Here is a 17,478-nt window from a genome sequence, read left to right on the forward strand (position 1 = left end):
CTGCAATTGATCCTGGTCAAGCTGAAATGTCTCAGTCCGCCGAGCTGCGCAAGGCAGCGGCTGCACCCACAGGTCCGATCACGGCAAAGAGAAGTGTGATGGCTGTCAGGAAGAGGAAGGGCGGCATGAAAGGCGCTGGATCCTCAACCGCTGCATAGGAGGCACTGACACCGAAGATCAGCACCGGAACGGCAAGCGGCAGCACGAGGATGGACACCAGCAGACCACCACGGGGCAGGGCGACGGCCACAGCTGCACCCGCCGCTCCGATAAAGGTGATGGCAGGCGACCCGACCAGCAGGGTCAGCATCACAGCGCCGATGGCGACTTCATCCATATTCATGAAAAGGCCGAGCAGGGGGGAGGCCACGACCAGCGGCAACCCGGTGGCCACCCAGTGCGCGAGGCACTTGACCAGCACGGTGAGAACCAGCGGCGTCTCCTGCATCAGCAGGATATCGAGCGAACCGTCGTCCCTCTCGGCCTGGAAGAGCCGATCAAGGCCGAGCAGCGCCGACAGTAGCGCCCCGATCCAGACGATAGCCGGACCGATGCGGGAAAGCAGATTGAGATCAGGACCGACACCGAAGGGGATGACGGCAACGACGGTCGTGAAGAAAAGCACGCCGATCAGTGCGCCACCACCGGCACGCACCGAGAGCTTCAGGTCTCTGAGGAAGAGTGCCATCATGCCGCATACTCCTCATCGACGCCATCGAAGCCGAGCATCTCCAGGTTCGCCGCGCCCTCCATGCCGAGAGGCTGGTGGGTTGCCGCAAGCACGATGCCGCCTGCCTGCCTATGTCGCCGGACCAACTCCTCGAACATGGTGTCAGCGCGACGGTCGAGAGCAGCGGTCGGCTCGTCGAGGATCCAGACTGGCCGATATGCCACCAGAAGCCGCGCCATCGCGAAGCGTCGCTGCTGACCGGCAGAGAGATAGCCGTAGGGGAGATGCGTAATCCCGGCCAGATCGACGGCCGCTGCCGCCTCTTCGACCTCAAGGCTTTGCCCCGTGCCTAGGTCACCCAGGAAGGATTTCCAGAAGGTCAGATTCTCAGCGACCGTCAATTCTCGTTTCATACCGTTGCGATGACCGAGGTAGTGACTGAATTCGCCCGCAGGGCGCGCTTCGTGATGGGCTTGCGAAAAGCAGACGGCACGTCCCGTTTCAGGGCGAAGCAGCCCTGCCACGACACGCAACAAGGTCGATTTTCCAGAGCCGTTTCGGCCTGTGAGAACCAAGGCCTCTCCGGCCGCCAACGTAAAGGAAACATTAACGAAAATCAGGTCCTCGCCACGGCGCGCTGAGAGATTTTCGGCTTCAAGCCTGATCATGATCGCCTTCTGGCAGGATGAGGCCTGCCTCATAAAAATTTCCGTTTTCGTCCTTCGTCGGTCTGGCGCCTTTCTTAGAAATTATCTATAAGACCTGCAACCACGCCAGCGGCCGGCGTGAAGTTCATCCTTGTGCCGAACTTGGACATCGCGAGGAGCGATTTTCACGGGCGGACAGCGGAAATGGTCGTACCCGCATCCTGATGTGCATGAAGTGCATAGGCGTCCGCACGATTGTGTTGGCTATCAGAATATGCGGGGTTTCTATCCGTGGCTAAATCTCTCGACAGCTTCAATTGCCGGTCGGTCCTGACCGTCGACGGCAAGGACTATGTCTACTACAGCATCCCGAAGGCCGAAGCGAACGGTCTTGCCGGTGTATCGAAGCTCCCTTACTCGATGAAGGTGCTTCTCGAGAACCTTCTCCGTAACGAAGATGGCCGCTCGGTCACCAAGAAGGACATTCAGGCCGTCGCCGAATGGCTAACCAACAAGGGCCTGACCGAAGCCGAAATCGCCTATCGCCCGGCCCGCGTGCTGATGCAGGACTTTACCGGCGTTCCCGCCGTTGTCGACCTTGCCGCCATGCGCGACGCCATGGTCAATCTCGGTGGTGATCCGGAAAAGATCAACCCGCTGGTTCCTGTCGACCTCGTCATCGACCACTCTGTTATCGTCGACGAATTCGGCACGCCGACAGCCTTCGCCCGCAACGTCGAGCTCGAATACGAGCGCAACGGCGAGCGCTACCGCTTCCTGAAGTGGGGCCAGCAGGCATTCAAGAACTTCCGCGTTGTGCCGCCCGGCACTGGCATCTGTCACCAGGTCAATCTGGAATACCTCGGCCAGACCGTCTGGACCAAGGATGAGGACGGCGAAACCACCGCCTATCCGGATACCTGCGTCGGCACCGACAGCCACACCACGATGATCAACGGTCTCGGCGTTCTCGGCTGGGGTGTCGGTGGCATCGAAGCAGAAGCCGCCATGCTCGGCCAGCCCGTCTCCATGCTGCTGCCAGAAGTCATCGGCTTCAAGCTCACCGGCAAGGTGAAGGAAGGCGTGACCGCGACCGACCTCGTCCTGACCGTCGTGCAGATGCTGCGCAAGAAGGGCGTTGTCTCCAAGTTCGTCGAATTCTTCGGCCCCGGCCTTGATTCGATGTCGCTCGCCGACCGTGCGACCATCGGCAACATGGGCCCGGAATATGGCGCGACCTGCGGCTTCTTCCCGGTCGATGGCGAAACCATCAACTACCTGACCATGTCGGGCCGCACCAAGGACCGTATCGCCCTGGTGGAATCCTACTCCAAGGCACAGGGCATGTGGCGCGACAGCGACGGTTCGGACCTCGTCTTCACCGACACGCTGGAACTCGACCTCGGCGACGTTGTCCCGTCCATGGCCGGCCCGAAGCGTCCGGAAGGCCGTCTGCCGCTGGAAACCATCGCTCCGAACTTCGCAACGGCGCTGGAAAACGACTACAAGAAGCCGGGCCAGCTGACCAACCGCTACGCTGTTGAAGGCACCGACTATGACATCGGCCATGGCGACGTCGCGATTGCCGCCATCACGTCCTGCACCAACACCTCGAACCCGAGCGTACTGATTGCAGCCGGCCTTCTCGCCCGCAACGCCGTTGCCAAGGGCCTGAAGTCCAAGCCGTGGGTCAAGACCTCTCTGGCACCGGGATCTCAGGTCGTCGGCGAATATCTGGCCAAGTCTGGTCTGCAGACCTCGCTCGATGCACTCGGCTTCAATCTGGTCGGCTTCGGCTGCACCACCTGCATCGGCAACTCCGGCCCGTTGCCGGCGCCGATCTCGAAGACGATCAATGATAAGGGCCTGATCACGGCCGGTGTGCTCTCGGGCAACCGCAACTTCGAAGGCCGTATCTCGCCGGACGTCCAGGCCAATTACCTGGCATCGCCGCCGCTGGTCGTCGCCTACGCGCTCGCCGGCACGGTCCAGAAGGATCTGACCACGGAGCCGCTCGGTGAAGACCAGGACGGCAACCCTGTGTTCCTCAAGGACATCTGGCCGACCTCGCACGAGATCCAGGAATTCATCCTGAAATACGTCACGCGCGAACTCTACGAATCGAAGTATGCAGATGTGTTCAAGGGCGACGCCAACTGGCAGGCCGTTCAGGTCCCCGCTGGCCAGACCTATGCATGGGACGACAGGTCGACCTATGTGCAGAACCCGCCCTACTTCGTCGGCATGGGCAAGACTGGCTCGGGCCTGAAGAATATCAACGGCGCCCGCGTCCTTGGTCTCTTCGGCGACAAGATAACCACCGACCACATTTCTCCGGCCGGTTCGATCAAGGCAGCGTCTCCGGCGGGTGCCTACCTGACCGACAACGGCGTGGCCGTGGCCGACTTCAACCAGTACGGCACGCGCCGCGGTAACCACGAAGTGATGATGCGCGGCACCTTCGCCAACATCCGCATCCGCAACCACATGCTCGGTCCGAACGGCAAGGAAGGTGGCTACACGGTCCACTATCCGTCCAAGGAAGAGCTGTCGATCTACGATGCAGCCATGATGTACAAGGAAGAGGGCGTTCCGCTCGTCATCTTTGCAGGCGTCGAATACGGCAACGGTTCGTCGCGCGACTGGGCAGCCAAGGGCACCAACCTTCTCGGCGTCAAGGCCGTAATTGCCCAGTCCTTCGAGCGTATCCACCGCTCGAACCTCGTCGGCATGGGCGTCGTGCCCTTCACCTTCGAAGACGGCACCACCTGGGCCTCGCTGAACCTCAAGGGCGACGAGATCGTGACGATCGAAGGCCTGGAAGGCGACATCAAGCCGCGCGAGAAGAAGATCGCCAAGATCACCTACTCCGATGGCACCGTGAAGGATGTCCCGCTACTCTGCCGCATCGATACGCTGGATGAGGTCACCTACATGAACAATGGCGGCATTCTGCAGACCGTTCTGCGCGATCTCGCTGCCTAAAAGTTCTAAGACGACAGATGAGAAGCCGCCGGGTAACCGGCGGCTTTTTTCGTGGGTGAGAGAATTGGACCGTTGACCAAAATTTCACCCCATCGTGACTTTGCGCACAGGGCACGAGAGAGTATCAAGTGCACCATGCAGAAAAGGCATCGCATCAGCATGTTGCAGGCAAGCAAGAGCACGGGTCGAGGAAAGCCAAGGTCAAAGCTGTTAGCTTTGGTCCTTGCGCCATTCATCATCCTTTCCGCCCCTGCAGCGAAGGCTGACGACGCATCGACGCCGAAGGGCGTTGTGGAACTCTTCACCTCACAGGGATGCCGCTCCTGCCCTCCTGCGGACCGCGCATTCGAGCAGCTCGTCCGCGAAGGCAAGGTCGTGGCGCTGTCCTACCACGTCGATTATTGGAACTACCTCGGCTGGGCCGACACCCTGGCGACCAAGGAAAACACGGCAAGGCAGTATGCCTATGCCAAGACCTTCGGTCGAAATGGGGTCTACACCCCGCAGGCGGTGCTGAATGGCCGTGAACATCTGAAGGGCACCGACGCATCGGAGGTCAATCAGCGACTGGACCGCATGAAGTCGAGCGGAAACGGATTGGTCGTGCCAGTAAGGGCCTCGCGTCACGACGACCAGTTGTCGATTACGATCGGTAAGGGCGCCGGCAAGGCAAATGTGGTGGTCGTCTATTTCCGCCAGAACCAGACCGTCGAGGTGCTCAAGGGCGAAAACCTCGGGCAGAGCCTGAACTACTGGCACAGCGTGACCGACGTTCAGACCGTTGGCATGTGGGATGGAAAGTCGCTTGATCTGACGCTTCCGGCAAAGCCCATGGGCGACGAAGAGAGCGACGGCATCGCCATTCTCCTGCAGGCTGCCGATGAGGGCGGCAATCCGTCCCGAATCATTGGGGCCACCGTCATGATGACCACGCCAAAGACTCTCTGATTTCAGCGTGCTGGAAACTTGGTGTGGTCCGGCCTGGAAACATTGGGGGGCTGGGGGTAAGGGGTCAATGCGCCAGACCGGACCTTTTGGCGCATCGCGCCAACCAAGTTAGTTATACTATATCTCAAAAAGCGGCGCACGTATGTTCAAATTTGGGCGCGGCGACGTTTATCTGATTTGCAGCGTGATTATTGTCACAACCGGTGCGTCAGCAGAGCCAACGAAAAGGCCCGCCCGGTGGACGCCGGACAGGCCTCAATGAATTCGTAGCCAAATGATTGTCAGCCGACGAGCGCGTCGTAAGCCTGGACATTCTTGATGGCGCGCTCACCGATCACCGCGGCACTATCGCCCGGCTTATAGAGGCTGGATCCCAGGCCAAAGGCGCGAACGCCGACCTTCCAGTAATCCGCAAAGTTGGCGTCGGATACGCCGCCGACGGCGCCGAGAGGCAGATGCGGCGGCAGAATGGCCTTGATGGCGGAAATGCCGCTTGGGCCTAGCACACTGGCCGGGAAGAACTTGAGCGCCGAAGCGCCGCACTTGGCGGCAAGCAGAGCTTCCGTCGGGGTAAAGACGCCCGGCATTGCGACCATCCCATGCGAAACCGCACGGCGAATCACTTCAGGCTCGACATTCGGTGTCACGAGAAGATTGCCGCCGACGTCGTTCAGCCGGTCCACCTGGGACGCTTCGAGCACTGTCCCTGCCCCGATCAGCACATTTGCCGGTGCAAGTTTGCGGGCCTTCTCGATGGAAACGAACGGATCGGGCGAGTTCAAGGGCACTTCGATCGCCTCGAACCCTGCTTCCAGCAGCGCATCCACTGCGGCTTCGATCTCCTCCGGCTTGATGCCGCGCAGGATAGCAACAAGATTGCGGCGAAGCGTGGGCCAGGCAACGGATGCGGTCATCAGGTCAATCCTTGAATTCGTGGTCGAAAAGAGAAAGTGCCGAGGCAAGAAGACCGCGACGGACCAACAGTCCCCCATCAAGGAGAACCGGCTCGCCGCCAGCCTGGACGATGGCACGGGCATAGAGACGCGTCAGCTTGCCGGTACCGATCAGGTAGGCCTTGCCATACCGCGTCAGGTCTTTGCGGATCGCCGCGATCTCGGCGCCGATCAGCAGACCGGAGAGGCGCGCCGCCGGATTGATCTTCGTGCTCGAAGCAAGCAGCCCCTCGGCGCGGATCGAGAAGAGAACCGATGTTAGCGCAAATCCAGGCTCAAGCGCCTGCTGCACCGCAGCGTCGAAGATCTCAGGATCCGCCTCGGCGTCACCGTCCTCTGGAACGGAAAGGCGCAGGATGGACTGTCGGCTGATCAAATTGAAAAGCTCGCCCGTCATCACGGTGGAGAAATTGCGAACCTGTCCACCCTCGACGAGAGCCCATTTCGAATGGGTGCCCGGAAGGCAGAAGAGAGCGTCATCCAGCCCCTGCTCCAGGGCGCCGGCAAGCTGGGTTTCCTCACCCCGCATGACGTCAAAGGCACCGCCCTCGCGCTGGCAGACGCCAGGCAGGATATAGACCGCACGGCTGACGCCCTCCGGCTGGACCGCATGCTGGAAAAGGCCGACCAGCGGCGCTGGCGTTTCCACATAGGGAGCTTCGCGCCAGCCTGTGCGGGCGCCCGCCATACCGGCGATGACCACCGGCAGATCGGGAGACGCACCAAGCGCTGTGAGATGCCCCTCAAGCACGGCGGGATAGGCAGCCTTGTCCAGGCTGCCCATACCCTCTGCAGATTGACGTTCACCGATCACCTCGCCCTGACTGTCGGTCAGCCAGATCCGAAGGTTACTGGTGCCCCAGTCGACGAGCGCGGCAAACGGTGATGTCGTCACGGCATGTCCTCAGGCGAGATCGGTCGGCAGAAGCGCGGCCGGAATATCCTGGAAGCAGACCGGCCGCAGGAAGCGACGGATCGAGAGTGTGCCGACAGACGTGGCACCAAAATTCGTGGAGGCCGGGTAGGGGCCACCGTGAACCATGGAATCTGCCACTTCGACGCCCGTCGGGAAGCCGTTGGCAAGCACGCGACCCGCCTTGCGCTCCAGGATAGGCATCAGGCGCTTGCCAAGCGTCTCGTCACCATCGGCGAGATGGATCGACGCCGTCAGCTGGCCGGAAAGGCTGCGGGCCATGGCGACCATTTCGTCTTCGCTCTCGGCGATAACGATCAGGCCGAGCGGACCGAACACTTCTTCGCCAAGCACATGGTTGTCGAGCCAGTCCTTGGCCGTCGTCTGGAACAGGTAAGGCGTGGCATTGCGCAGGTCGCAGGTCGAGGTGAGAACCGAACGAACACCTTCGGTACCGGCGATCTTGGTGGCACCCTTGCGGTAGGCATCCGCGATCCCATCCGTCAGCATAGTCTGGGGACCGACAGCCGAGAGAGCTTCCGTCGCTGTCTCGACATACTTGTCCGCGTCAGCGCCCTTGAGCAGCACGACGATACCCGGATTGGTGCAGAACTGCCCGGCGCCCATGGTCAGCGAACCGACCCAGCCCTTGGCAATGGCTTCGCCACGTGTGGCGATCGCCTTGGGCAGCATGAACATCGGGTTGACCGAGCCGAGCTCGCCGAAGAACGGGATGGGTTCTGGACGCTGCGCGCAGAGATCGAAGAGCGCGCGACCACCACCGAGCGAACCGGTAAAGCCGACAGCCTTGATCAGCGGGTGCTGAACGAGGGCCTGACCGACATCGCGACTGCCGCCGTGAACGAGCGAGAAGACGCCCGGGTGCACGCCGCAGCGCTTGATGGCGGCATCGATCGCCGAGGCGACGATTTCGCCCGTGCCCGGATGGGCATCATGCGCCTTGACGACGACAGGGCAACCGGCAGCGAGTGCCGCCGCCGTATCACCGCCAGCCGTGGAGAAGGCGAGGGGGAAGTTGGAGGCACCGAAGACGGCAACCGGGCCGATCGGACGCTGAACCATCTTCAGGTCCGGACGTGGCAGCGGCTTGCGATCGGGCAGGGCTTCGTCGTGACGACGGTCCAGGTAATCGCCCTTGCGGATATGCGCCGCGAAGAGACGAAGCTGGCCGACGGTGCGGCCGCGCTCGCCGATCAGGCGTGCTTCCGGCAGACCGGTTTCCTGCGCGCCGATCTCGGTGATCGCATCACCACGTGCGTCGATTTCCTCGGCGATCGCGTCGAGGAAGGCGGCACGCTCTTCGCGCGTCGAATAGGCAAAGGTTTCGAATGCCTCTTCGGCGGCCTTCACCGCCTGATCGACGAGGGCAGGGGTACCCTTCGAGAAGGTGTGGGAGGAGCCCGTGGCAGGCGACGAGGTGAAAGTGTCCGTGCTGGCAACCCAGTTGCCGGCGATCAGGTGTTTTCCAGTCGGTGTATAGGCCATGGGTTGGGCCTCCTTTTGATGTCAGTCTTCGAAGTGAGCGACGACTTTTCGTTCCCCGCAAAGGAACGAATCCGCCACGATGCGCAGCGGCTGATAGTCGGTATCGCTCTGGCGGGAGCGGATGAGATGGGCGAAGCGTTCGTAAATTCCCGCATATTCGCGGTCCGGGCCGGACGCCTGTTCCTTACCCCCGATATAGAGTTCCGAACCGCCCTTTGAAAGACGCAGCTCGCCAGCATTCGTCTGGACTGTGATGTCCCACGTCTGCGGCCCTTCCTGTCGCCAGTCGAATTCGGCCGTGATTGGCGCGCCTTCGACGGTCCGCATGGCGATGGAAGCGGCGATCGGCTGCTTCTTGTTTTCAGGGAACTCCAGGGTGGATTTTTCCACCATGATGTGGCCAGGCACGATCTCCGTCAGGATGGAGAGTGCGTTGATACCCGGATCGAAAACGCCAAAGCCACCCGGCTCCCAGATCCAGGCCTGGCCGGGATGCCAACGGCGCACGTCTTCCTTCCAGACGATCGAGATCGACTGGATGACCTTGTCGGCAAGCCACTGCTTGGCGGGCTCGACACCGAGCGCAAAGCGCGAGTGCCAGGTCGCAAACAACGTCACGCCAGCCTTGGCAGCAAGCTCGGTCAGAGCCTCTGCCTCACCCAGGGTGGTGGCCGGTGGCTTCTCCATCAGGACATGGCGGCCTGCTGCAATTGCAGCCTTCGCCATGTCGAAACGCACTTCAGGCGGGGTGCAGAGCGACACGACCTTGATATCAGGGCGCGCGGCCAGAAACGCATCGAAATCGGTGAAGTTCTCGGCACCCTCGACCTTGCCATGACGGCTGACGCCAGCGGCAACGACGAAGTCCTGACCGCCTTCGATCGACGGGATGTGCTGGTCGCGGGCGATCTTGCCGATACCGACAAGCGCGAGCGGAATACGATCTGCCATCGTCAAGGTCCTCAGTGTGCGTCCTTGCCGACCGGCGAACCGCGGCAGCCCTTCAGGAAGTCGAAGTCGGCACCCGTATCGGCACCCTCGACATGATCGTGGAAGAGGCGGGCATAACCGCTGGCCGGCGGCTCAACCGACGGGCGCCAGTCCGCGAGACGGCGCTGCATCTCTTCTTCCGAGATGTCGAGGTGAATGCGACGCGATTCGACGTCGAGCTCGATGAAGTCACCATTCTTGACGATCGCGAGCGGTCCGCCACGTGCGGCTTCAGGCGAGGTGTGCAGGAGAACGGTACCATAGGCGGTGCCGGACATGCGCGCGTCCGAAATGCGGACCATGTCGGTGATGCCCTTGCGCAGCACCTTCGGCGGCAGACCCATGTTGCCGACTTCGGCCATGCCCGGATAGCCGCGCGGACCACAGTTCTTCAGCACCATGACGCAGGTCTCGTCGATATCGAGCGCCTCGTCGTTGATCTTCGCCTTGTAGTCGTCGATGTCTTCGAAGACCACAGCGCGGCCACGATGCTTCATCAGATGGGCAGAAGCAGCAGACGGCTTCAACACGCAGCCCTTCGGCGCGAGATTGCCGCGCAGAACGACGATACCGCCCTGCTGGGTCAGTGCCTTGTCGACCGGCAGGATGACGTCCTCGTTCCAGTTGCGAACGTCCTTGACCTCGTCCCAGATGCTTTCGCCGGAGACGGTCAGCGCATCCTTGTGCAGCTTGCCGGCTTCGCCGAGACGCTTGATGACAACGGGCAAACCGCCGGCATAGAAGAACTCTTCCATCAGGTACTTGCCCGAGGGCATCAGGTTGACGATCGTCGGGATGTCGCGGCCGAGGCGATCCCAGTCGTCGAGCGTCAGATCGATGCCGACGCGGCCTGCCATAGCTAGGATATGCACGACGGCATTGGTCGAACCACCGATCGCACCGTTGACGCGGATCGCGTTCTCGAAGGCTTCCTTGGTCATGATATCGGACGGCTTCAGGTCGTCCTTGACCATCTGCACGATCCGGCGACCGGAAAGCTGCGCCATCACCTTCCGGCGGCTGTCGACAGCCGGGATCGCGGCGTTGCCCGAGAGTGCCATGCCGAGGGCTTCGACCATCGACGCCATGGTCGAGGCGGTGCCCATCGTGTTGCAGGTACCGCTGGAGCGGGACATCGAGGCTTCGGCTTCGACGAATTCTTCCTGGGTCATCTCGCCAGCCTTCACGGCTTCGGAGAACTTCCAGAGATGCGTGCCGGAACCGACGCGCTCGCCGCGGAAATAGCCGTTCAGCATCGGGCCACCGGTGACGACGATCGACGGAAGGTCGGTCGACGCAGCCGCCATGACCAGCGACGGGGTCGTCTTGTCACAGCCGACGAGCAGCACGGCGCCATCGATCGGCTGGCCGCGCATGGCTTCTTCGACGGCCAGCGCCGCAAGGTTGCGGTACATCATCGCCGTCGGGCGGAAGGTGTTTTCGGATGCCGAGAAAACCGGGATCTCGACCGGGAAACCACCAGCTTCCCAGACGCCGGCCTTCACCTTTTCAGCCAGCTCACGCAGGTGGCCGTTGCAGGGTGTGAGGTCGGACCAGGTATTCAGGATGCCGATGACCGGGCGACCGTCGAAGAGGTCGTGCGGGTGGCCCTGGTTCTTCATCCAGCCACGATGATAGATCGTGTCGCGGGATGTCCCGCCATACCAATGCTGGGATCTCAGTTGGCGCGGCCAGGCCGCCGGTTTGAACTTGCTCATGGCTTTCGTCCTGTCTCTGGGAAATGGGCGGGTCGGTTGACCGATCCGCTCAGAGCATCTTCACCTTGACGGTCTCTGCGGCAGCCTTTGCCAGGCGGTTGCGCAGTGGGAGACCGAATTGCGGGGACTCGATTTCGAAGACATCGCCTTCCTGCGTGACGAATCCATCAGCCACGGAAAGCGTCGCCGTGCCGTACATGTGGACGTGCAGATCGCCCGGCTGGCAGAACAGCGCATACTTGAAGTGGTGATACTCCAGGTTTGCGATCGTGTGGGACATGTTGGCCTCACCCGAGAGGAACGGCTTTTCCCAGACGGTCTGGCCAGCGCGCACGATCCGCGAAATGCCTTCGACGTGGTCGGGCAGAGCGCCGACACGCAGTTCCGGACCGAAGGAGGCCGGACGCAGCTTGGAGTGCGCGAGGAAGAGGTAGTTGATCTTCTCGGTCACATGATCGGAGAATTCGTTGGCAACGGAGAAGCCGAGACGATGCGCGGTGCCGTCTTCGCCGATGATGTAGTAGCCAGCCATTTCCGGCTCTTCACCGCCATCGAGCGCGAAGGATGGCGAGACGAGATCTTCGCCAGGAGCGACCGCGTTGAAGCCATTGCCCTTGTAAAACCACTCAGGCTGAACGCCAATTTCGCCGGGCTTCGGCTTGCCGCCTTCCATGCCCATGCGGAACATCTTCATCGAATCGCTCATGCCGGCGGTATCCGCATGCATGCTGTCACGGGCAGATGCCGAACCGGTATGTGTCAGGCCCGTACCCGTCAGGTACATGTGAGCCGGATCCGGATGACGCACGGGGCAGTCGAGCTTGCCTTCGGCCGCCATAGCGACGAGATCGACGGCATCGCCTGCACCCTGCTTCTCGATGAGGGTCGCTACGTCAGTGCCGGCAGCAATCGCTGCCTTTGCGAGTTCGTAAGTTGTCTTGTAACCTGGGACAAGGCGCGCGGCCTCACCCTGGCGGCAGATGACGCCGCCAGTCTTCAATTGCGAGAGAAACATAAGCCTATCCTCAGACTGCTTTGTTCTTGTTGTAAACGTCGAAGAAGACAGCAGCCAAAAGCACGAGGCCCTTGATGAGCTGCTGGTAGTCGATGCCGATACCCATGATCGACATGCCGTTGTTCATGACACCCATGATGAAGGCGCCGATGACAGCACCGGTGATCTTGCCAACGCCGCCGGACGCCGAGGCACCGCCGATGAAGCAGGCCGCGATAACGTCGAGCTCGAAGCCGACGCCCGCCTTCGGTGTCGCCGAATTGAGGCGAGCCGCGATGATCATGCCGGCGAGAGCCGCAAGCACGCCCATGTTGACGAAGGTCAGGAACACCAGCTTTTCGGTATTGATACCGGAAAGCTTCGCAGCCTTCTCATTGCCGCCCAGCGCATAGATACGGCGACCGATCGTGGTGCGCGTGGTGACGAAGGAATAAAGCGCGATGAGAACGCCCATGACGACGAGCACGTTCGGCAGGCCGCGATAAGTGGCGAGCTGATAGCCGAGGAAGATAGCAACAGCGCTGATGATGCCCATCTGCACGGCGAAGAACACGAAGGGTTCGTTTTCGGTGCCGTGCTCTTCGTTCAGGCGGCGGTTCTTCATGCCGTTATAGATCGCCATACCGACGAGCAGCACGATCAGAATGATCGCAACGTGGTTGGCGATGCCGGTCGTCGCGACATCCGTCAGCGGCAGGAAGTCCGGGATGAAGCCGGTCGACAGCAGCGTGAATTCCTTCGGGAAGGGACCGATCGGGCGACCTTGCAGAACGACATAGGTCAGGCCGCGGAAAACCAGCATGCCGGCGAGCGTTACGATGAAGGATGGGATCTTCTGATAGGCGACCCAGTAACCCTGGGCAGCACCCATGACGCCACCGAGCACCAGACACAGCGGCACGACCAGCGAGAAATGCCAGCCCCATTTGACCAGCATGATGGCTGATATGCCGCCGATGAAGGCGACGATCGAGCCGACCGACAGGTCGATATGCCCCGCCACGATGATCAGCAACATGCCGAGCGCCATGATGACGATGAACGAGTTCTGCAGCACCAGGTTGGTGATGTTGACCGGACGGAACAGAACGCCGTTGGTCAGGAACTGGAACAGCAGCATGATGACGACGAGCGCGAGCAGCAGTCCGTATTCACGGATGTTGTTGCGCAGATAGTCGCCTACGGAGACCTTGGGGGTTTCGGTTCTTGTGTCGATAGCCATTAGTGTTTCTCCCCAGAGCGCATGATGGCACGCATGATGGACTCTTGGCTTGCTTCTTCCTTGGACAGTTCCGCGACGATGCGTCCTTCGTTCATGACGTAGATGCGGTCGCAGGTGCCGAGCAGTTCAGGCATTTCCGACGAGATCATCAGAATGCCCTTACCTTCGGCGGCAAGCTGGTTGATGATAGTGTAGATTTCGAATTTTGCACCGACGTCGATGCCGCGCGTCGGCTCGTCGAGGATCAGGATCTCGGGGTTCGTGAACAGCCACTTCGACAGAACAACCTTCTGCTGGTTGCCGCCGGAGAGGTTCACGGCCTCCTGGTAGATCGAGTGCGACCGGATCCGAAGCTTCTGGCGATAGTCGGACGCCACCTTGGCTTCCTTGCGGTCATCGATGATCGTGCCGCTGGAAACGCCATTGAGATTGGCGAGCGTGGTGTTTTCCTTGATGTTGTTCTGCAGCACGAGACCGAGGTGCTTCCGGTCTTCCGTCACATAGGCAAGACCGGCCTCGATCGCCTTCGGGATCGTCGAAACATCGACCGGCTTCCCGTGCATCGAGACGTCACCGGTGATCTTGTGACCCCAGGACTTGCCGAAAATGCTCATCGCCGTCTCGGTGCGCCCGGCCCCCATCAGGCCCGCAATACCGACGACTTCGCCGGCACGGACATTGAAGGCGACATCGTGCAGGAACTGACGATCGCGGTGGTTCTGGTGGAAGACATTCCAGTTCTTCACCTCAAGCAGGACGTCACCGATCTTGGGGTCGCGCTTCGGGTAGCGGTCTTCCATGTCACGGCCGACCATGCCCTTGATGATTCGGTCTTCCGTGATCTCCTGGGTGTGACAGTCGAGCGTTTCGACCGTACCGCCGTCGCGAAGGATGGTGATCTGATCTGCAACCTTGCGGATTTCGTTCAACTTGTGGGAGATGATGATCGACGTCATCCCCTGCTTGCGGAACTCCATGAGCAGCGTCAGCAGCGCGTCCGAATCCGTTTCGTTCAGAGAAGCGGTCGGCTCGTCGAGGATCAGCAGGCGAACCTTCTTCGACAGGGCCTTGGCGATTTCGACCAGCTGCTGCTTGCCGACACCGATGTCGGTGATGCGTGTCGAAGGCGCGTCCTTCAGGCCGACCTTTGCCAGCAGCTCTTTCGTCCGCGCAAATGTCTGGGGCCAGTGGATCACGCCGTTCTGGGCGATTTCATTGCCGAGGAAGATGTTCTCGGCGATCGACAGGAGCGGCACGAGAGCCAGTTCCTGGTGAATGATGATGATGCCGAGTTCTTCGCTGTCGGAGATCCGGCCGAAGCGACGGACTTCGCCGTCGTAGAAGATGTCGCCGTCATAGGTACCGGCGGGATAGACACCGCTCAGGACCTTCATCAGCGTGGACTTGCCGGCGCCATTTTCGCCGACCAGCGCGTGGATCTCGCCCTCGCGCACCTTGAAGCTGACATTGTCCAGCGCTTTCACGCCGGGAAATGTCTTTGTGATGCCGCGCATCTCGAGAATGATGTTGTCCATGTGCAGAATTCCGGCGCCAGGCCAGCGATCCCGAAAGATCCAGCTGGAGGCGCGAGCTCCCTCAATGCGTATAGAAAATGGGTCCGCGACATGTCGCGGACCCGGATGCGATCCGAAGGATCAGTTGTCGATCTGCTCGGCGGTGTAGTAGCCAGCGCCGACGAGAACTTCCTTGGCATTGGCCTTGTCGAGAGCGACAGGCTTCAGCAGGTAGGACGGAACGACCTTCACACCGTTGTTGTAGGTCTTCTCGTCGTTGATCTCCGGAGCCTTGCCGCCCATGATGGCGTCAACCATGGAAACAGCGACCTTGGCGAGTTCGCGGGTGTCCTTGAACACGGTCGAGTACTGCTCGTCGGCAAGCATCGACTTGATCGAGGGAAGCTCGGCGTCCTGACCGGTAACGACCGGCATGACCATGTCGCCCGAACCGTAACCAACGCCCTTCAGAGCAGACAGGATACCGATCGAGAGACCGTCATACGGCGAAAGAGCGCCGTGCAGCTTGTCTTCGGTGTAGGTCGAGGAGAGCAGGTTTTCCATACGAGCCTGTGCGACAGTGCCGTCCCAACGCAGCGTACCAACCTGGTCCATGCCCATCTGGCCCGACTTGACGACGATGTCGCCGCTGTCGATCAGGGGCTGCAGAACCGACATTGCGCCATCGTAGAAGAAGAAGGCGTTGTTGTCGTCCGGCGAGCCGCCGAAGAGTTCGACGTTCCACGGCTTGGTGTCCGGGAACTTCGCCTTCAGGCCGTCAACGAGGCTGGTTGCCTGGAGAACGCCAACCTGGAAGTTGTCGAAGGTGGCGTAGTAGTCGACGTTGCCGGAATCGCGGATCAGACGGTCATAAGCGATGACCTTGACGCCAGCATCGGCAGCCTTCTGCAGGATGTCGGAAAGCGTGGTGCCGTCGATGGCGCCGATCACGAGAACCTTGGCACCCTTGGTGACCATGTTTTCGATCTGGGCGAGCTGGTTCGGGATATCGTCGTCAGCGAACTGCAGGTCCGGGGTGTAGCCGGCTTCCTTGAACAGCTTTTCCATGGTCTCGCCGTCGGAGATCCAGCGGGTCGACGTCTTTGTCGGCATCGAAATGCCAACCATACCCTTGTCCTGTGCGAAGGACATGGGCGCGAATGATGCGATGCCGATTGCGAGAGACGCAATCAGGGCGCCAAGTTTCTTCATGGTAACCTCCCTGGTCATACCGTGCGAGGCCAAGCTCCTCCTGGCACTCGCTGAAACAAGAACGGACGGCTGACACGGCAGCCCCCAGCTCCGTGGCGAGTCTTATCGTGGCCAATATACCGATCAAATGATTATTTTGACTTTCTGCATACCGTAGTTGATATGTGCTTAATGGCCGAGATTCATATCCACCGTTTGCAGCCCAAGCATTTAAACCTGATCCGCTCCATCGCGGAGCTCGGTCAATTAAGCTTGGCCGCTCAGGCACTTGCGCTGACACAGCCTGCGGCTTCCCGCATGTTGGGGGAAATTGAGCGCTATGTCGGCTCGCCGATTTTCGTCCGCACGCCAAAGGGCATGGAGCCCACGGCTGTCGGCAGCGCGCTCGCGCGCCGGGCTTTGAACGTGCTTGAGGAAATGCGCGAAGCGGCAAGAGAAGTCGAAGCCATCCAGCGGGGTTTGACCGGCAAGGTCAGGATCGGCGCGGTCACGGGCGGCGCCGTCGGGCACGTCGTTCCCGCCATTCGCGCCCTGAAGGCAGAAGCCTCGACCGTCGACATTCACGTCGATGTCGCCCCCAGCGGCGAAATGATCCGGGACCTCCTGTCTGGCCAGTACGACTTTGTCCTGGGGCGTATCCCCGCGGGCATCGACGCAAGGCAGTTTCATGTCGAAGGGGCAACCATGGAAGAGGTGGAGATCGTCGTCCACCGCAGCCATCCCCTGGTCAATGTCGACCGGCTGAACATATCGGACATGACACATTTCCCCTGGGTGATGCAGGCCCCTGGCACACCTCTGCGTCAGGCGGTCGAGAATGTCTTCATCGAGGAAGGGGCGCCGATCCCGCGCAATATCGTCAACACGACCTCGCTGCTGGTGATGATTGCCATGCTCGCCTCGTCGAACGCGATCGCGCCGATGTCGAGGGAGGTTTCAGACCTTCTCTGTCGCCAGACGCCAGTCGGCGATCTGACGACGCTCAGACTGGACACACCGATCGAGGTGACGCCGTATCACCTCATCACCTTAAGCGGTAAACGTCTGTCGCCGATCGCAGCACGCCTGCGCGAACTTTTGCTTGGCCACTTCCTCAGCCGAAGCCGCTGATCGGGCCAGCCAGGGGCAGAGCCTGCCCGTCGAAGCTTGCAATTTCGGGCATGTCAGGCACACTGTCACCCATCC

At 60.9% G+C, this 17,478-nt stretch carries 14 protein-coding genes; 3 read left to right on the forward strand and 11 right to left on the reverse strand.

The genetic code is table 11. The features are described from left to right. Positions 1-31: 31 nt before the first annotated feature. Both ccmB and ccmA read right to left on the reverse strand, forming a co-directional pair. Positions 32-691 (reverse strand): heme exporter protein CcmB, encoded by a 660-nt coding sequence (gene ccmB / locus C0V73_RS16980; RefSeq protein ID WP_102021163.1) that lies wholly within the window; start codon positions 689-691, stop codon positions 32-34. Beyond that, complete coding sequence (ccmA, locus tag C0V73_RS16985; RefSeq protein WP_102021283.1) at positions 688-1,335, reverse strand: heme ABC exporter ATP-binding protein CcmA; 648 nt, start codon at positions 1,333-1,335, stop codon at positions 688-690. The genes ccmB and ccmA overlap by 4 nt, the downstream gene beginning before the upstream one ends. Before the next feature lie 273 nt (positions 1,336-1,608). Between ccmA and acnA the strand changes: the two genes are divergently transcribed. Both acnA and C0V73_RS16995 read left to right on the forward strand, forming a co-directional pair. Continuing rightward, the gene (acnA, locus tag C0V73_RS16990; RefSeq protein WP_102021164.1) at positions 1,609-4,302 is read left to right on the forward strand and encodes an aconitate hydratase AcnA; all 2,694 of its coding nucleotides are present in this window, start codon (positions 1,609-1,611) and stop codon (positions 4,300-4,302) included. A gap of 159 nt (positions 4,303-4,461) precedes the next feature. Next, positions 4,462-5,250 (forward strand): thioredoxin family protein, encoded by a 789-nt coding sequence (locus C0V73_RS16995; protein WP_102021284.1) that lies wholly within the window; start codon positions 4,462-4,464, stop codon positions 5,248-5,250. 281 nt (positions 5,251-5,531) lie between these two features. On the opposite strand, the gene C0V73_RS17000 is transcribed toward C0V73_RS16995, so the two are convergent. The 9 genes from C0V73_RS17000 to chvE form a co-directional block, all read right to left on the reverse strand. Further along, on the reverse strand, positions 5,532-6,164 hold the full coding sequence (locus tag C0V73_RS17000; RefSeq protein ID WP_102021165.1) for a 2-dehydro-3-deoxy-6-phosphogalactonate aldolase: 633 nt from the start codon (positions 6,162-6,164) through the stop codon (positions 5,532-5,534). Positions 6,165-6,168: 4 nt separating this feature from the next. Beyond that, on the reverse strand, positions 6,169-7,098 hold the full coding sequence (locus C0V73_RS17005; protein ID WP_102021166.1) for a 2-dehydro-3-deoxygalactonokinase: 930 nt from the start codon (positions 7,096-7,098) through the stop codon (positions 6,169-6,171). A 9-nt stretch (positions 7,099-7,107) separates the two neighbouring features. Beyond that, on the reverse strand, positions 7,108-8,622 hold the full coding sequence (locus C0V73_RS17010; RefSeq protein ID WP_102021167.1) for an aldehyde dehydrogenase (NADP(+)): 1,515 nt from the start codon (positions 8,620-8,622) through the stop codon (positions 7,108-7,110). 21 nt (positions 8,623-8,643) lie between these two features. Next, entirely contained in the window at positions 8,644-9,573 is a 930-nt protein-coding gene (locus C0V73_RS17015; RefSeq protein WP_102021168.1) for a Gfo/Idh/MocA family oxidoreductase, read from the reverse strand. A gap of 11 nt (positions 9,574-9,584) precedes the next feature. Further along, positions 9,585-11,330 (reverse strand): L-arabinonate dehydratase, encoded by a 1,746-nt coding sequence (gene araD, locus C0V73_RS17020; protein WP_102021169.1) that lies wholly within the window; start codon positions 11,328-11,330, stop codon positions 9,585-9,587. Positions 11,331-11,379: 49 nt separating this feature from the next. After that, positions 11,380-12,345, reverse strand: a complete 966-nt coding sequence (araD1, locus tag C0V73_RS17025) for an AraD1 family protein (RefSeq protein WP_102021170.1) — start codon at positions 12,343-12,345, stop codon at positions 11,380-11,382. Positions 12,346-12,355: 10 nt separating this feature from the next. After that, a complete protein-coding gene (mmsB, locus tag C0V73_RS17030) occupies positions 12,356-13,567 on the reverse strand; it encodes a multiple monosaccharide ABC transporter permease (protein WP_102021171.1) in 1,212 nt (403 codons plus the stop codon). Beyond that, positions 13,567-15,102, reverse strand: a complete 1,536-nt coding sequence (gene mmsA / locus C0V73_RS17035; RefSeq protein WP_102021172.1) for a multiple monosaccharide ABC transporter ATP-binding protein — start codon at positions 15,100-15,102, stop codon at positions 13,567-13,569. Before mmsA ends, mmsB begins: the two co-directional genes overlap by 1 nt. Before the next feature lie 120 nt (positions 15,103-15,222). Beyond that, positions 15,223-16,293 carry a multiple monosaccharide ABC transporter substrate-binding protein gene (gene chvE, locus C0V73_RS17040; protein WP_102021173.1) on the reverse strand — a complete coding sequence of 357 codons (1,071 nt, stop codon included), beginning with the start codon at positions 16,291-16,293 and terminating at the stop codon, positions 15,223-15,225. A 171-nt stretch (positions 16,294-16,464) separates the two neighbouring features. On the opposite strand from chvE, the gene C0V73_RS17045 reads away from it, so the two are divergent. Continuing rightward, the gene (locus C0V73_RS17045; RefSeq protein WP_102021174.1) at positions 16,465-17,403 is read left to right on the forward strand and encodes a LysR family transcriptional regulator; all 939 of its coding nucleotides are present in this window, start codon (positions 16,465-16,467) and stop codon (positions 17,401-17,403) included. Positions 17,404-17,478 lie beyond the last annotated feature (75 nt).

The sequence above is a fragment of the Rhizobium sp. TH135 genome, from assembly GCF_002855515.1.
Lineage (GTDB): Bacteria > Pseudomonadota > Alphaproteobacteria > Rhizobiales > Rhizobiaceae > Allorhizobium.

Coding starts and splice junctions, on each gene's coding strand:
- ccmB (WP_102021163.1), bottom strand. CDS start 691: ATGATGGCACTCTTCCTCAGAGACCTGAAGCTCTCGGTGCGTGCCGGT.
- C0V73_RS17000 (WP_102021165.1), bottom strand. CDS start 6,164: ATGACCGCATCCGTTGCCTGGCCCACGCTTCGCCGCAATCTTGTTGCT.
- C0V73_RS17010 (WP_102021167.1), bottom strand. CDS start 8,622: ATGGCCTATACACCGACTGGAAAACACCTGATCGCCGGCAACTGGGTT.
- araD1 (WP_102021170.1), bottom strand. CDS start 12,345: ATGTTTCTCTCGCAATTGAAGACTGGCGGCGTCATCTGCCGCCAGGGT.
- mmsA (WP_102021172.1), bottom strand. CDS start 15,102: ATGGACAACATCATTCTCGAGATGCGCGGCATCACAAAGACATTTCCC.
- araD (WP_102021169.1), bottom strand. CDS start 11,330: ATGAGCAAGTTCAAACCGGCGGCCTGGCCGCGCCAACTGAGATCCCAG.
- C0V73_RS16995 (WP_102021284.1), top strand. CDS start 4,462: ATGTTGCAGGCAAGCAAGAGCACGGGTCGAGGAAAGCCAAGGTCAAAG.
- C0V73_RS17015 (WP_102021168.1), bottom strand. CDS start 9,573: ATGGCAGATCGTATTCCGCTCGCGCTTGTCGGTATCGGCAAGATCGCC.
- chvE (WP_102021173.1), bottom strand. CDS start 16,293: ATGAAGAAACTTGGCGCCCTGATTGCGTCTCTCGCAATCGGCATCGCA.
- C0V73_RS17045 (WP_102021174.1), top strand. CDS start 16,465: ATGGCCGAGATTCATATCCACCGTTTGCAGCCCAAGCATTTAAACCTG.
- mmsB (WP_102021171.1), bottom strand. CDS start 13,567: ATGGCTATCGACACAAGAACCGAAACCCCCAAGGTCTCCGTAGGCGAC.